Below are 14,696 nucleotides of genomic sequence, written 5' to 3'. Positions count from 1 at the left end.
ACCACCGCGGAATGCGGGGACGTCATGATGGTCATCGCCTCATTCCAGGGCGTCCGGCCGGACGCGCAGCCGTACAGCCGTGACCTTGTATTCGGGGCACGAGGTGACGGTGTCCGCATGGCTGGAGGTCAGAGCGTTGACGCCACTGGATGGGAAGTGGAAGGAGCAGAAGAGCTGACCTTGCGTCACTTCCTCGGTGGTACGCACGGGCAGTGTGGCCTGTCCGTGCCTGCTTTCCACGAGCACCCGGTCACCGTCGCGGACAGCGAGGACGGCCGCGTCGGCGGGATGGACGTCGAGCCGCTCCGAGGGGTCGAGTTCGGCGACGCCGCTTCGCCGCGTCATGTTGCCGGAGTTGTAATGCGCCCAGCGCCGGCCGGTGATCAGGATCAGCGGGTAGTCGTCGTCGGCGATCTCACCCGGCGGCAGGTAGGGGCGGGCTGACAGGTGGGCCAGTCCGTCCGCGGTGGCGAAGCGGTCGTGGTAGAGAGTGGCCAGGCCGGGACGACCAGGGTCAGGGCACGGCCACGGGATGGCGCCTTCCCGGTCCAGCCGCTCATGGCTCATCCCGGCGAAGACGGGCGCCACCCGCGCGCACTCGGCGAGTGCCTCGGCCGGTGTAGAGCAGCCCAGGTCGGCGCCGCAGGCCACGGCGAGCGCGTGCACGATGGCGAAGTCGGTGCGCGCTTGACCGGGCGGGGTGAGTGCGGGACGTACCCGTTGGAAGCGCCGGTCGAAGTTGACGAAGGTGCCGTCCTTCTCCAGCCACGACGCGACCGGCAGCACGACGTCGGCGTGGCGGGCGGTCTCTGAGAGGAAGAGTTCCTGGCTGATGACGAGGGGGCAGGCGTCCAGGGCCTCGATGACCCGGTTGGCGTCGGGGTCGGTGGTGACCACGTCCTCTCCGATGACCCACAGGACGCGCAGGTCTCCCTCACGGGCCGCCGCGAACATCTGCGGGATGCGCAGGCCGTCGTGGTCCGGCAGCCGGGCGCCCCACACCTGCTCCGCCCGGCCGCGTGCCACCGGATCGCGGACCTTGCCGTAGCCGGGCAGGAGGTCGGGCAGGGCGCCCATGTCAGAGGCGCCTTGGACGTTGTTCTGCCCTCGCAGCGGGTTGACGCCGAATCCGCGGCCGGTGCCGACGGCGCCGCGCAGGATCGCCAGGTTCGCCAGCGCGCGTACGCCGTCGGTGCCGTGAAGGTGTTCGGTCACGCCGAGCCCGTAGACGATCGCGGGCCGCTCAGCCCGTCCGTAGAGCCGCGCGGCAGCGACCACGTCGGATGCCGGGACGCCGGTGAGGCCGGCCACTCGGTCGGGCGTGTAGTGGTCGAGGACCGCCGCGAGTTCGGGCAGCCCGGCGGCGCGGTGGCGCAGGAACTCCTTGTCGATCATGTCTTCGGTGAGCAGGACGTGCGCGAGTCCGTGGAACAAGGCGACGTTGGTTCCCGGCCGGGGCCGCAAATGCACGTCGGCGTGGGTCGCGAGCCCGATCGCGCGTGGGTCCGCGACGACCAGTCGTGCGCCGTGCAGCACCTGCTGGAGCAGCCGGGCGCCGACGACCGGATGTGCCTCGATGGGATTCGCGCCCACCACGAGCAGGCAGTCGGCCCTCTCCACGTCGTCGAAGGTGTCGGTGCCGCCTGCCAGGCCGAACGCGGCGGTCAGTCCCGCGGCCGACGGGGAGTGGCACAGGCGCGAGCAGTTGTCGATGTTGTTGGTGCCGACGACGACCCTCATGAACTTCTGGATCAGGTAGTTCTCCTCGTTGGTCGCGCGGGCCGAGGAGATGGCCGCCACCGAGTCAGGGCCCGCTTCGGCGATGGCGGCTCGCAGTCCGTGGGCGATGTGATCAAGTGCTTCGCCCCAGCTCACGGGCTCCAGGTCGGACCCCCGGCGCAGGAGCGGCTCGGTGAGACGCTCTGGAGAGCGGAGGAACCCATGGGAGAAGCGGCCTTTGACGCAGGCGTGTCCTCGGTTGACGGGGCCGTCCTTGGCCGGCCGTACCGCGGCGATCCGGCCGTCGCGGGTCAGCACGTCCAGGGCGCAACCGACGCCGCAGTATCCGCACGTGGTGCGCGTACGAGCGAGCGCGGCCTCGTCTGTTCCGATGGGGAGTCCCGGTTCGGTGAGTGCGCCGGTGGGACAGCTGTCCACGCAGCCCCCGCATGCGACGCAGTCGGAGTCCGCCCACAGGCCTCCCGTGCCCGGTGCGACCACGGTGTCGGAGCCACGCCCCGCCAGCGTGAGCGCGAACGTGCCCTGGACCTCGGCGCACATGCGTACGCAGCGGCCACACGCGATGCACAGGTCCCGGTCGAGCCGGACGAACAGATGACTGTCGTCGCGGCCCCTTCCCGCACCACCCTCGGCGGTTTCCGGCCCGATACCGAGCTCTCGGCAGATCCGCGCCAGCTCACCATCGCCTTCAAGCGCGTAGGGCGGCAGCGCCGAGACGATCAGCTCCACGGCCTCGCGGCGCAACCGGCGCAGATCCTCCTGCTCGACGCACACCTGCGCGTCCTCCACCACCGGGGTCACGCAGGCAGCCACCACTCGTTCATCGACCCGTACCAGACAGGCCCGGCAAGAGCCGACAGGCGTCAGCCGATCGTCATGGCACAGCATGGGCACGGCGAACCCAGCGGCGCGCACGGCGGAAAGCAGCGTTGTCCCTTCCGGAAGGTCAACGGGCACGCCGTCCACGGTGACCCTCATCCGCCCCACCCCCGCAACCGGTCTCCGTAGGCGCGTGCCAGGCTCCCGACGGCGTACGGCAACCGGCGGCCGAACGCGCACAGGCTGGCCTCGCTCATCACGCGCAGCATGCGGGCGTACGCGGGGCCGGGACGTTCACCGGTCCTGACCTGCTCCAACCCGCGGCGGGAGCCGACCCGGCAGGGCGAGCAGGCGCCGCAGCTCTCAGCGGCGGCGAACGCCCACACGTGCCGCAGCACCTCCAGCGGCTCCATCCGCTGGTCGACGGCCACCAACCCGGCATGGCCCAGCGCCGCGCCGTAGCCTGCCAGCCCAGCCTCGGTGAGCGGCACGTCCAGGTCCTTCTCGGACAGGAACCCGCCCAACGGGCCTCCCACCTGGAGCACGCCGAGCCCGGCACCCTCCCGCAGGCCGCCACCGCACTCGGTGACGATCCACCGCACCGGAACGCCGAGCTCCACCTCGTAGCAGCCGGGTCGGGCGAACCGCTCCGACAGACAGACCAGCTTCGTCCCGGTCTCGCTGGGCGTACCGCGGCGGGCGTAGGCCTCGCCACCGCGGCGAACGATCCACGGCACCGCGGCCAGCGTCTCGACGTTGTTGACCACGGTCGGCGCGCCCCACAACCCGCTGCTGGTCGGGTACGGCGGACGCGCCCGCGCGCAACCCCGGTCGCCCTCGAGGCCCGCGATGAGCGCCGTCTCCTCACCCGCGACATAGGAGCCGGCACCTGCCACGACCTCCACGTCCAGGTCCACATCGCTGCCATGCACCCCGAGGCCCAGGTGGCCCTCCGCGCGCGCCCTTCCCACCGCCTCCCGCATCCGAGCGAGTGCCTGCGGATACTCCGACCGCACCAGCACCAGACCGCGACGAGCACCACACGCGAAGCAGGCCAACGCCAAACCTTCCAGCACCCGCGCCGGATCGGCCTCCATCAACAGCCGGTCGGCAAAGGAACCAGGATCCCCCTCGTCGCCGTTGGCGATCACCACGGTCTCCGGCGAACCGCCCGCCGCCGCCCACTTGGCCGCCACGGGAAAGCCCGCGCCGCCCCGGCCCCGCAGCCCTGAGGCCGCGACTTCCGAACGGACCATCTCCGACGTGAGCCGGCCGACCGTTTCCACCCACGTCTGCCACGCGGCCTCACCGGCCATGATCCCGGCCAGCACCACCGGATCACCTGTGGTGTCGGCCACGGGGATAGCCGGCGTAAGTGCGCGCACCCGCCCGGCCACCTGGTCGACGACATCCGGTCCCGCGCACGGCGTCTCACCGTCCAGCGCGGCCGGCCCTCCGTAGCAGTAGCCGAGGCAGCGGACGGACTGCAAGGACACCTCAGGGTCCGGATCGTGATCGCTGTCGGCCGTGACACCGAGGACATCCTCGATCGCAGGCAGATGCCGACCTGCCTGTGCCGCGAAACACGCCGTCGCGGTACAGACCCGCACATGGCGGCGCCCGTGTGGCAGCGCCAGATCCGCGTAGAACGTCGCGGGACCGAGACCGGCCGCCGCGGGCAGCCCGAACCGCCGAGCCTCCTCCGGCGCCCAAGACTCGGGCCCTTCCGCGTGCTCCGCAGCGCCGGCGGCCAGGGCCTCGATCAGCCGGGCACCCGGCCGTCCGCGTCGTTCAGCGAGAGCGCGGAAAGCGTCAAAGGGCCTGGTCACAGTTTTCTGCATGCCCATTTCCCGGGTATCGGACACGCGCTTAGCAGGTCGGAACGCCGCGGATCGCCCGACGTTCGGGCTCCGGATCCGTTAGCCTTTCTCCCCCGCGATGGCGGCACGCTGTGCGCTCTGTTCCAGAGTGGCCGGTCACGGCATGCCGTGGTGCTGGAGGGTTACTTCGCGTCTCTGCGATACCGGGCGCTCATCTCGTCATGGGATCTGCCACCTGGGGGGCTTTTGACAGCATCGCCGGTGGTCGCGCAGACAGGCTTGTCGGGGCGGATCAAGGCGGTGGGATCACCGCCACCGGACATCGCGCGTCGGCCAGCGCGATCTGAGTGACCGGTCCCAGCAGCAGGCAAGGGGGTGAATCGTTTCCCCGTGCGCCGAGCACGAGTAGGGTCGCGTCCTTCGACGAGTCGATCAGCGCGCGCTGTGGTCGCTCCGCTACGAATTCCATTCCAACAGAAACGTCAGGGTGTCTGGAGACCAGATGGGACGTCGCTTCGCGGAAACGAACCTCCGCCCCCCTGCGGATCGCCTGAGCGTCGACGAACGGCTGCCAATCCGGTCCAGCCAGTGGCCCCCAATCTCGCCAGCAACAGATGGTCGTCACGGTTCCGCCTCGGAGCGCGGCCTCGTCCAAAGCGAAAGAGAAGGCCGACAGGCTGGCGGGCGAGCCATCGACACCGACCACGATCCGCGCCCCACCGCCTGCCGGCGTCGCGTCAGGCCGTACGACGATGACCGGCCCGGGACTGTGTGCGGGCACCTGCACGGCAGCCGATCCCACCCGCAAGCCTTCGAACCCACCCTGCCCTCGCAAGCCGAGCACTGTCATCTCGGCCTCGCGAGCGGCCTGCAGAAGTACGGTTGGGGCGGTCCCTCTCATCAATCGCGGCCGGACGCCCACGTCGGAGGCCAGGCTCCGGACACGGCATACGCCCTCGTCCACCACATGGGTGGCGACCCTCTCGACCTCTGCCAGGACGTCCTGCTCCACCGGCCGGAACGGATACGGCCAGTGCCACGCGTGGCACACCAGCAAAGACGATCTACGGAGCCGTGCCTCCTCGACCGCCCAGCACAACGCCAGCGTGCTCGCGGGTGATCCGTCGTAGCCGACCAATATAGGCCGCCCCATCAGCGCCTCCCCCCGGGGTTGAAGGGCTCCCCCGCATGGGCGTCCCCGTCTTCATGAGATGAGACCACGAGGGCTGAAAATCTTGGCCGTCCTCCCCTTGATCGTGTCAAGTCTCGACGGAATCTTTCCCAGCCGCTCTCGTCAGCTTCATGGGAAGTCGTTCGTCCCTCATGCTCCGGTAGAGCAACGGCGGTCGATATCGTCCGGATGGCGCTCATCTGCCCAACGGACTGGACCCGCCCTCTAGCAGACGATCATGACCGGTGCCGAACATCATCCAGCGAGCGACCACGGGAGGGCCTCAACACGGCCAGAGTCACTCAGAAACCGAGAAAACCCCAGCTCAAGACCCTGAACTGGGGCTTCGGTGCGCCGCCAGGGACTCGAACCCCGGACCCGCTGATTAAGAGTCAGCTGCTCTGACCAACTGAGCTAGCGGCGCTGGCAGGAAGGAATATACCGGTGATCCGCATCCTGGTCGAATCGGATTCCCGTGGACATGAGCCGCTAGAATAAAGTTCGGCCCCAAGAACAGGAGCATCGATGTTCGACTCGCCCACCGATGTGACGGAGCGGCTCGCCGCCGTGGACTACCTCTCCGACGACGCCATCTCCACCTCGGTGTTCCTGGCCGCCGCGCTGGGCAAGCCGCTGCTGGTCGAGGGGCCGGCCGGGGTCGGGAAGACCCAGCTGGCCAAGGCGGTGGCCCAGTCGACCGGGGCCGACCTGATCAGGCTCCAGTGCTACGAAGGGCTCGACGAGGCCAGGGCCCTGTACGAGTGGAACTACAAGAAGCAGCTGCTGCGGATCCAGGCCACCAGCGCCGACGACGACATCTTCAGCGAGGAGTTCCTGCTGGAGCGGCCCCTGCTCAAGGCGATCAGGTCCGAGCGGCCGACCGTGCTGCTCATCGACGAGACCGACAAGGCCGACGTCGAGGTCGAGGGGCTGCTGCTTGAGCTGCTGTCCGACTTCCAGGTGACGATCCCCGAGCTGGGCACGATCGCCGCCACGCGCAGGCCGTACGTGGTGCTGACCTCCAACGCCACCCGCGAGCTGTCCGAGGCGCTCAAGCGGCGCTGCCTCTACCTGCACATCGAATACCCCACGCCCGAGCGCGAGCGGGACATCGTGCTGGCCCAGGTGCCGGGCTTCCGGGCCGAGCTGGCCGAGCAACTGGCCAGGACGGTGGCCACGTTGCGCGCCCTGGAGCTGAAGAAGGCCCCGTCCGTGGCCGAGACCGTCGACTGGGCCAACACGTTGCTGGCGCTCGGCCGCGACGAGCTGGACGAGGCCACCGTCGCGGGGACGCTCGGCGTCGTGCTCAAGCACGCCTCCGACCACACGCGGGCGGTCAAGGAGCTGGGGCTGCCCGATGCCTGAGCCGCGATCCCTGGTGGATCGGCACGTCGGCTTCGTGCACGCGCTGCGCGAGGCCGGGGTGCCGGTGTCGGTGGCGGAGGGGCTCGACGCGGCGAACGCGCTGCGGGTGGTCGAGCTGGCCGACCGGGAGTCGCTGCGGGCGGCGTACGCGGCGACGCTGGTCAAGAAGCCGGCCTACCGGCCCGGGTTCGACGTGCTGTTCGACCTGTGGTTCCCGGCCTCGACGAGCGGGATCAGGCCCCACGTCCCGCGTACGGACCTGGAGCGGGCCGACGTCAAGGAGCTGCGCGAGCACCTGGCGGCGCTGCTGGCCGGCGCCACCGACCAGGAGCTGCGCGCGTTCGCCCAGGCCATGGTGGAGCGGTTCGGCCGGCAGGAGTCGGGGCCCGGACGGCAGAACTGGTTCTCCTACAGCGTCATGCGGGCCCTCTCGCCCGAGACGCTGATGGCCGGCATCCTGCGCGGCGTGCTGCAGGGGCACGAGCGCGGCGGGCTGGCGGAGAAGACCCTGCGCCGGCGGGTCGACGACAACCGGCGGCGCTTCGAGGAGGCCGTGGCCACCGACGTGCGCCGCCGCATCGCCGAGGACTCGGGGATCGAGCGCATCGCCCGCTCCGCCGTGCGCCCGCCACTCGACCAGGTCGACTTCCTCCGCGTCACCAAGGCCGACCTGGCCCGGCTGCGCAGGGAGGTGCATCCGCTGGCCCGGCGGCTGGCCGCCCGCCTGACCATCAAGCACAGGAAGGGCAAAAAGGGCAGGCTCGACTTCCGCCGGACCGTGCGGGCCTCGCTGCAGAGCGGCGGCGTGCCGCTGACGACCCACTTCAAGCCGCCCCGGCCGCACAAGCCCGAGCTGGTCGTGCTCTGCGACACCAGCGACTCGGTCTCGTCGTTCGCGCACTTCACGCTGCTGCTCACGTACGCGCTGAGAGAGCAGTTCACGAAGGTGCGGGCGTTCGGCTTCGTGGACACCGTGGACGAGATCACCCGGTTCTTCCTGCCGGGCTCCGACGTGGTGGAGGCCATGACCAGACTGGCGGACGAGGCCGACATGGTCCGCTTCGGCCGGACGAACTACGGGCACGCGCTTGAGCGCTTCGCCGAACGCTACGGCGACGCGATCGGCCCGAAGACGTCGCTGCTCATCCTGGGCGACGCCCGCTCCAACTACCAGCCGCCCGCCCTCGACGTGCTCAAGTCGCTGGTGTCGAAGTGCCGCCACGCCTACTGGCTCAACCCCGAGCCGAGGCAGCAGTGGGACACCGGCGACTCGGTCGCGAGCGACTACGGCACGGTCGTGCCCATGCACGAGTGCCGCAACGTCGCCCAGCTGACCGCGTTCATCGAAACACTGGCCTGAGCCCCGGCCGGACGCGCCCTGAGCTGAACGCGCCGCGAGCCCCGGCCGGACGCGCCGTGAGCTGAACGCGCCCCGCGCGCCGGCCGGACGCGCCGTGAGCCCCCGCGCTAGACGCGCTGGAGCTCGCGGGCCGCGGTGCGGGCCAGCAGCTCGATCTGGGCCTCGTTGAGCGCGCCCGGCCCGGCCGACTTGATCAGCCTGCTCACCGTCCGCGGTTTGACGAAGGTGAGCCCCTCGCCCATGACCACGCCCTCCTTGGGCAGCATCCCGCAGTGCACCACGAGCACGGGCGTGATGCTCACCGGGACGCCGGTCTCCCGCGTCAGCAGCTCGGAGAACGCCTCGGCCTGCTCCACCAGCGGCTTGGCGACCTTGGTGCCGTATTTCTCGCCGATGAACAGCCGTCCGGCGTAGCAGGCGATCTCGATGTCGGGGGCCCACGACTCGTTGTCGAGGATCCAGACGCCGCCTGGGCCGATCACCAGGTGGTCGATCGAGGCCTGGCCGCGGATCGCCCTGCCGTCGAGGACGTGGTAGCCGTGGCGGATGAGCGACCTGCGCAGGATGCGGCCGGTGATCGCCTCGCCGCGCCGCGCGCCACGCCACACGGCCGTCTTGTGGAAGGCGTGCCAGTGCAGCAGCCAGTCGCCTCCGGCGACGGCTCCCGCCAGCAGCAGTCCGGTGAACGCGGAGCCGCCGGCGAGGCCGAACCGCAGGCCCAGCGCCACACCGACGACGAATCCCACAGCGGCCTTGACGTAACGGTACTTACGCCGCGTCGGCGCGTCCTCGCGCCAGAACTTCTCGTACCACCACTGCGGGGAAGATCCTGTGTACTTCTCGTTGGGCTGCACGTAGATAGAGCCACCGGGCACGGCAAACTCCCCGAAATGAGTAGGTCTTGCAGGATCTGCCACGCCGAAGATCCCTCGCCGGTCAAGAGATACCCGTTCTCCAACCAAGGCGAGCCTAAGGTGACGGAATTAGTACCCGCAAGACCACCGACCCTGCCGCAACCGACCAGTCGGTACGCTAAGGCGGTGACCAAGGGGGATCGTGTGAAAGAGGAACCGGTCAGACAGCGCCTGCTGGCCGAGGCGACCCGGCTGTTCGCCGAGCGTGGCTTCGAGAGCACCTCCGTCCAGGAGATCGTGGTGGCGGCCGGGGTCACCAAAGGCGCCATGTACCACTATTTCGATTCGAAAGATGATCTGCTGCACGAGATCTACGCCCGCGTCCTGCGCATGCAGATGGACCGGCTGACGCAGATCGCCGACGGGCCGGGCACGCTGCGCGGGCGGCTGCCCCGGGCGGCGGCCGACGTCGTGGAGACGACGGCCGCCAACCTCGACGACTCGAAGATCTTCTTCAGGTCCATCCACCTGCTCGCGCCCGAGACGCAGAAGACCGTGCGCGCCGAGCGCCGCCGCTACCACGAGCGCTTCCGCGCGCTCGTGGCCGAGGGGCAGCGCACCGGCATCTTCAGCGACCGGGTCCCGGCGGAGCTGGTCGTCGACTACTTCTTCGGCTCGGTGCACCACCTGGGCACGTGGTTCCACGCGGCGGGGCCGCTGACCGGCGCCCAGGTCGGCCGGCACTTCGCCGACCTGCTGCTGTCCTCGCTCGAAGCCGGGCCCGAAGCCGGGCCCGACGACCGCCGCTCACGCGGGGCCGGGGACGTCGACCATTGAGGCCAGCGCCTCCCGGTGGTCGCCCGGCGTGCCCAGCGCGATCTCGGTGGCCTTGGCGCGCTTGAGGTAGAGGTGCACGGGATGCTCCCACGTCATCCCGATCCCTCCGTGCAGCTGCAGCGCCTCCTCCGCGGCGTGCACGGCCACGCCCGCGTTCCACGACTGGGCCACGGCCACGGAGATCGACGAGCTGTCCGCGACCGAGCTCCTGGCGGCGGCCCTGGCCCTGACCACGTCCAGCCACAGATCCGCCAGCCGGTGCTTGATCGCCTGGAAGGAGCCGATCGGCCGGGCGAACTGGTGCCGCTCCTTGACGTAGGCCAGCGTCGTGTCCAGGCACCACTCGGCCACGCCGAGCTGCTCGGAGGCCAGCAGCCCCGCCCCGAACCGCAGCACCCCGGCCAGGTCGCAGGCGCCCACGCGCCGGGCCCGCGCCCGCCGCAGCGTGACGGTGGCGACCGGCCTGGTCAGGTCGAGCGAGCTCACGACCTCGACCGTGACGCCCTGGGCCATGCCGTCCTCGACCGCGTACAGGTCGCCGCCCACCGGCACGAGCAGCACGTCGGCCACCTCCGCCCCGGCCACGCCGGTGACGGTCCCCGACAGCCTCCCGTCGCCGTCCACGCTCACGGACGCGCCCCGCTCCGGCGCGTACGGCGACGCCGCGAACGACACGGCCAGCGCGGCCGTCAACCGCCCCTCGGCCAGCTCGCCGAGCAGCGCGTCCCTGGTCGGCAGCAGCGCCCGCGTGGCCAGCACCGAGCTGGTGAGGAACGGCACCGGCGCCACCCCCCGGCCCAGCTCCTCCAGCACCACGGCCACTTCGCTGGCCGAGGCGCCGGCCCCGCCCAGTTCCTCGGGGACGAGCAGCCCGGCCACCCCGATCTCACCGGCCAGCGTCTTCCACAGGTCCAGGTCGTACGGCTCGGACTCGATCCGCTTGAGCACCGCCGCGGGCGGGCAGCGGTCGGCGAGCAGCCCGCGCACGGCCGCGCGCAGTTCCTCCTCGACGTCGGAGTAGAGCAGCGTCATCGCGGCAGGTCCTTCCAGGGCACGTCCTTGTCGACACGAGGCTCCGAGGGCAGGCCGAGCACCCGTTCGGAGATGATGTTGCGCAGGATCTCCGAGGTGCCGCCCTCGATCGAGTTGCCCTTGGCCCGCAGGTAGCGGTAGCCGGGGCCGCGGCCGAAGAAGTCGACGTCCTCGGAACGGCGGAACGCCCAGTCGTCGTAACCGAGGTCACGCCGGAACTCCACGTCGAACCCGGACAGCGCCTGGTTCAGCCGGGCGAACGACAGCTTCATGCCCGACCCCTCGGGGCCCGGCTGGCCCGCGGACAGCTGCTCGCGCAGCCGCGTCCCCGACAGCCGGGTGACCTCGGCCTCCACCCACAGCGCGAGCAGCCGCTGGTGCAGGTCGTGGGTGCGCAGCTCCGGCTGCTCGCGCCAGGCGTCGAGCACGGCGGCCATGGCGCCGCCGCCGCGCCGCGTGGGCGCGCCGCCGATGGCCACGCGCTCGTTCATCAGCGTCGTCTGCGCGACCCGCCAGCCGTCGCCCACCTCGCCGAGCCGCAGGTCGTCGGGGAGCCGCACGCCGGTCAGGAACACCTCGTTGAACTCGGCCTCGCCGGTGATCTGCCGCAGCGGCCGCACCTCGACGCCGGGGGCGTGCATGTCACACACGAAGTACGTCATCCCGCGATGTTTGGGCACCTCCGGGTCGGTACGGGTGACGAGGATGGCCCATCGGGCGTGATGGGCCCCCGACGTCCACACCTTCTGCCCGTCCACCACCCACTCGTCGCCGTCCCTGACCGCCCTGGTCGCCAGCGTGGCCAGGTCGGAACCCGCGCCCGGCTCGCTGAAGAGCTGGCACCAGACCTCCTCCCCCGTCCACAGCGGGCGCAGGAACCGGCGTTTCTGCTCCTCGGTGCCGAACGCCAGGATCGTCGGCGCGGCCATGCCCAGCCCGATCCCCTGGATCCCGGTGTTGATCTGCGGCGTGTCGGCCAGCTCCCGCTCCACGACCTGCTGCAGCTCCCTGGGAGCCCCCAGCCCGCCCAGCCCTTCGGGGAACCACACCCAGGCGAGACCGGCGTCGAACCTGGCCCGCAGGAACTCCAGCCGGTCGCCGCCGGGGTCGTGGTCGCCGAGGAACGCGGCCACCCGCTCCTTGATCTCCGCCTCGTTCACATCCACCTCTTGAGCTCGCGATAGGCCAGCGACCGCTTGTGCACCTCGTCGGGTCCGTCCGCCAGGCGCAGGGAGCGGGCCCCCGCCCACAGGGCGGCCAGCGGGAAGTCCTGGGAGACGCCGCCCGCGCCGTGCACCTGGACGGCCTTGTCGAGGATCCACTCCACGGTGATGGGCGTGGAGATCTTGATGGCCTGGATCTCGGTGTGGGCGCCCTGGTTGCCCACCGTGTCCATCAGCCAGGCCGTCTTGAGCACGAGCAGGCGGGACTGCTCGATCTTGATCCGGGACTCGGCGATCCAGTCCTGGACCACGCCCTGCTGCGCCACCGGCTTGCCGAAGGTGGTCCTGGCCAGGGCCCGCTTGCACATCATCTCGACCGCGCGCTCGGCCATGCCGATCAGGCGCATGCAGTGGTGGATGCGGCCGGGGCCGAGGCGGGCCTGGGCGATGGCGAAGCCGCCGCCCTCCTCGCCGATGAGATTTTCCGCCGGTACGCGTACGTCCTCGAACACGATCTCGGCGTGGCCCCCATGGTCGGCGTCGGTGTAGCCGAACACGTGCATGCCGCGCTCGATGTGCAGGCCGGGGGTGTCGCGGGGGACGAGGATCATGCTCTGCTGGCGGTGCTTGGGCGCGTCGGGGTTCGTCTTGCCCATGACGATGAAGATCTTGCAGCCGGGGTTCATCGCGCCGGAGATGAACCACTTGCGGCCGTTGATGACGTATTCGTCGCCGTCGCGGGTGATCGAGGTGGCGATGTTGGTGGCGTCGGAGGAGGCGACGTCGGGCTCGGTCATCGCGAACGCCGAGCGGATCTCCCCGTCGAGCAGCGGTCGCAGCCACTCCTTGCGCTGCCACTCGTTGCCGAACATGGACAGCACTTCCATGTTGCCGGTGTCGGGCGCGGCGCAGTTCGTGGCCGTGGGCGCGATGCTGGGACTCCTGCCCATGATCTCGGCCAGCGGGGCGTACTGGAGGTTCGTCAGCCCCGAGCCGTGCTCGCCCGGCAGGAAGAGGTTCCACAGGCCGCGCTTCCTGGCCTCGTCCTTCAGGTCTTCAAGCAGCGGCGGCGGGCTCCAGCCCGAGGTGGCCGCCTGCTCCTCGAAGGCGGGCTCGGCCGGATAGACGCATTCGTCCATGAAGCGGAGCAGTCGCTCGCGCAGGTCCTCGGTGACGTGGTCATAGGCGAAGTCCATGCCCGTGAGCCTACCGACCGGCCGGTATGAGTGTCGACAGGTGGTTCCCCGCAAAAAGGGACATGTGGCCATGAACCCGGCTGACCTGGCCTCATAGGGTGGCCCGCATGACCGCGAAGCTGCCCGCGCCTGTGGTGCTGGAGAACGACGTCGTCCGGATCGAGCCGCTCGCCCTGGACCACGTACCCGACCTGTTCGCCGCCGGTGGCGGGGACGACGACGTCTGGCGCTGGATGCCCATCGACACCCCGCGAACGGAGGCGGCGCTGGGCGCGACCGCGACGACGCTGATCGAGGACGACCGGCACGTGCCCCACGCCGTCATCGCCAAGGAGAGCGGGCGGGCCGTCGGCTGGACCACGTACTGCGACGTGCCCGGCTTCGAGGAGAGCATCGAGATCGGCTGGACCTGGTACGGCCGCGCCGCCTGGCGCACGGCCGTGAACACGAGCTGCAAGCTGCTGCTGATCGATCACGCCTTCGCGCTCGGCTACAACCGTGTCCTGCTCAAGACCGACAATCTCAACCTCAGGTCCCAGAACGCCATCAAGCGCATCGGCGGCCTGCACGAGGGCACGCTGCGCCGCCACCGCAAGAGGTCCGACGGCACCTGGCGCGACACCGTGTGCTTCGGCATCCTCGACGACGAGTGGCCGCCGCACCGCGACCGCCTGACCGCCCGCCTCGCTCTTTCCTAGGAGCGACTTCCCTAGGAGCGAGACCTCCCTAGGAGCGACCTCCTTGGGGCGGCCTCTTCTGAGCTGGGCCCCTAGGAGCGGTTCTCAGGAGCGGCGCTGAGCCCTGGGCGTGCGCGGCGTGCTGGAATGCGTGCATGATCCTGGACCATCTCGTCTACGCCACCCCCGACCTCGACGCGACCGTGGCCGAGCTGGAACGGCTGCTCGGCGTGCGCCCGGCCGAGGGCGGCCGGCACCTGGGCTTCGGCACCCGCAACCGGCTGCTAGGGCTGGGCGGCCGGAGCTATCTGGAGATCGTCGGGCCGGACCCCGAGCAGGAGGACCCGGCCGGGCCGCGCCCGTTCGGGATCGACGAGCTGCGGGCGGCCGGGCTGGCGGGGTGGGCGCTGGCGGTGGAGGACGTCGACGCGGCGGTCGCCCGCGCCCGCGAGCGCGGCTACGACCCCGGCGACCCGCAGGACATGTCCCGCCGCACGCCGTCCGGGGAGCTGCTGCGCTGGCGGCTCACCCCGCCGCAGCGGGCCGGGCACGGCGGGCTGGTGCCGTTCCTGATCGACTGGGGCACGACCCGGCATCCCGCCGAGGGGCCGCCGGGGGGGGGGGGGGGGGCCGGGGGGGGCGGCCCCCCCCGCCCCGCGGCC

At 70.8% G+C, this 14,696-nt stretch carries 12 protein-coding genes and 1 tRNA gene; 5 read left to right on the top strand and 8 right to left on the bottom strand.

Annotated features, from left to right (window positions below; genetic code table 11):
- Positions 1 to 39: 39 nt before the first annotated feature.
- The 4 genes from fdhF to ABFX54_RS18030 all read right to left on the bottom strand — a co-directional run bounded on the left by fdhF (position 40) and on the right by ABFX54_RS18030 (position 5,974).
- Positions 40 to 2,718, bottom strand: coding sequence for a formate dehydrogenase subunit alpha (gene fdhF / locus ABFX54_RS18045; protein WP_346106194.1), 2,679 nt, complete (start codon positions 2,716 to 2,718; stop codon positions 40 to 42).
- Entirely contained in the window at positions 2,715 to 4,400 is a 1,686-nt protein-coding gene (locus ABFX54_RS18040) for an NAD(P)H-dependent oxidoreductase subunit E (RefSeq protein ID WP_346106192.1), read from the bottom strand. The genes fdhF and ABFX54_RS18040 overlap by 4 nt, the downstream gene beginning before the upstream one ends.
- A gap of 271 nt (positions 4,401 to 4,671) precedes the next feature.
- Positions 4,672 to 5,532, bottom strand: coding sequence for a universal stress protein (locus ABFX54_RS18035; RefSeq protein WP_346106190.1), 861 nt, complete (start codon positions 5,530 to 5,532; stop codon positions 4,672 to 4,674).
- A gap of 368 nt (positions 5,533 to 5,900) precedes the next feature.
- Positions 5,901 to 5,974, bottom strand: a tRNA-Lys gene (locus ABFX54_RS18030).
- Positions 5,975 to 6,075: 101 nt separating this feature from the next.
- Here ABFX54_RS18030 and ABFX54_RS18025 point away from each other — a divergent pair.
- Positions 6,076 to 6,915, top strand: coding sequence for an AAA family ATPase (locus tag ABFX54_RS18025; RefSeq protein ID WP_346106189.1), 840 nt, complete (start codon positions 6,076 to 6,078; stop codon positions 6,913 to 6,915).
- The gene (locus ABFX54_RS18020; protein ID WP_346106187.1) at positions 6,908 to 8,275 is read left to right on the top strand and encodes a vWA domain-containing protein; all 1,368 of its coding nucleotides are present in this window, start codon (positions 6,908 to 6,910) and stop codon (positions 8,273 to 8,275) included. The genes ABFX54_RS18025 and ABFX54_RS18020 overlap by 8 nt, the downstream gene beginning before the upstream one ends.
- 107 nt (positions 8,276 to 8,382) lie before the next feature.
- Here ABFX54_RS18020 and ABFX54_RS18015 read toward each other — a convergent pair whose 3' ends face one another.
- The gene (locus tag ABFX54_RS18015) at positions 8,383 to 9,150 is read right to left on the bottom strand and encodes a nuclease-related domain-containing protein (protein WP_346106185.1); all 768 of its coding nucleotides are present in this window, start codon (positions 9,148 to 9,150) and stop codon (positions 8,383 to 8,385) included.
- A gap of 183 nt (positions 9,151 to 9,333) precedes the next feature.
- Here ABFX54_RS18015 and ABFX54_RS18010 point away from each other — a divergent pair, with 183 nt between their 5' ends.
- Positions 9,334 to 9,966, top strand: coding sequence for a TetR/AcrR family transcriptional regulator (locus tag ABFX54_RS18010; protein ID WP_346106183.1), 633 nt, complete (start codon positions 9,334 to 9,336; stop codon positions 9,964 to 9,966).
- Here ABFX54_RS18010 and ABFX54_RS18005 read toward each other — a convergent pair.
- The 3 genes from ABFX54_RS18005 to ABFX54_RS17995 are packed head-to-tail and all read right to left on the bottom strand — an operon-like array spanning position 9,937 to position 13,357.
- On the bottom strand, positions 9,937 to 10,998 hold the full coding sequence (locus ABFX54_RS18005; RefSeq protein WP_346106182.1) for an acyl-CoA dehydrogenase family protein: 1,062 nt from the start codon (positions 10,996 to 10,998) through the stop codon (positions 9,937 to 9,939). The two genes, ABFX54_RS18010 and ABFX54_RS18005, sit on opposite strands and share 30 nt — an antisense overlap.
- On the bottom strand, positions 10,995 to 12,158 hold the full coding sequence (locus ABFX54_RS18000; protein WP_346106180.1) for an acyl-CoA dehydrogenase family protein: 1,164 nt from the start codon (positions 12,156 to 12,158) through the stop codon (positions 10,995 to 10,997). The genes ABFX54_RS18005 and ABFX54_RS18000 overlap by 4 nt, the downstream gene beginning before the upstream one ends.
- Positions 12,155 to 13,357: an acyl-CoA dehydrogenase family protein gene (locus ABFX54_RS17995; RefSeq protein ID WP_346106179.1), complete on the bottom strand. Its 1,203-nt coding sequence runs from the start codon at positions 13,355 to 13,357 to the stop codon at positions 12,155 to 12,157. Before ABFX54_RS17995 ends, ABFX54_RS18000 begins: the two co-directional genes overlap by 4 nt.
- A 107-nt stretch (positions 13,358 to 13,464) precedes the next feature.
- Here ABFX54_RS17995 and ABFX54_RS17990 point away from each other — a divergent pair, with 107 nt between their 5' ends.
- The gene (locus ABFX54_RS17990; protein ID WP_346106177.1) at positions 13,465 to 14,055 is read left to right on the top strand and encodes a GNAT family N-acetyltransferase; all 591 of its coding nucleotides are present in this window, start codon (positions 13,465 to 13,467) and stop codon (positions 14,053 to 14,055) included.
- A gap of 134 nt (positions 14,056 to 14,189) precedes the next feature.
- The coding region (locus ABFX54_RS17985; protein ID WP_346106176.1) for a VOC family protein at positions 14,190 to 14,696 on the top strand (507 nt) is incomplete at its 3' end.

The sequence above is a fragment of the Nonomuraea maheshkhaliensis genome (assembly GCF_039529435.1).
In the GTDB taxonomy this organism is placed as follows: Bacteria; Actinomycetota; Actinomycetes; order Streptosporangiales; family Streptosporangiaceae; genus Nonomuraea; species Nonomuraea maheshkhaliensis.
This window is presented reverse-complemented; position numbering and strand designations above follow the sequence as displayed.

Excerpts from the sequence above, each read along its gene's own strand:
- fdhF (WP_346106194.1), bottom strand. The coding sequence starts at position 2,718 with ATGAGGGTCACCGTGGACGGCGTGCCCGTTGACCTTCCGGAAGGGACA.
- ABFX54_RS18040 (WP_346106192.1), bottom strand. The coding sequence starts at position 4,400 with ATGCAGAAAACTGTGACCAGGCCCTTTGACGCTTTCCGCGCTCTCGCT.
- ABFX54_RS18035 (WP_346106190.1), bottom strand. The coding sequence starts at position 5,532 with ATGGGGCGGCCTATATTGGTCGGCTACGACGGATCACCCGCGAGCACG.
- ABFX54_RS18025 (WP_346106189.1), top strand. The coding sequence starts at position 6,076 with ATGTTCGACTCGCCCACCGATGTGACGGAGCGGCTCGCCGCCGTGGAC.
- ABFX54_RS18020 (WP_346106187.1), top strand. The coding sequence starts at position 6,908 with ATGCCTGAGCCGCGATCCCTGGTGGATCGGCACGTCGGCTTCGTGCAC.
- ABFX54_RS18005 (WP_346106182.1), bottom strand. The coding sequence starts at position 10,998 with ATGACGCTGCTCTACTCCGACGTCGAGGAGGAACTGCGCGCGGCCGTG.
- ABFX54_RS17995 (WP_346106179.1), bottom strand. The coding sequence starts at position 13,357 with ATGGACTTCGCCTATGACCACGTCACCGAGGACCTGCGCGAGCGACTG.
- ABFX54_RS17990 (WP_346106177.1), top strand. The coding sequence starts at position 13,465 with ATGACCGCGAAGCTGCCCGCGCCTGTGGTGCTGGAGAACGACGTCGTC.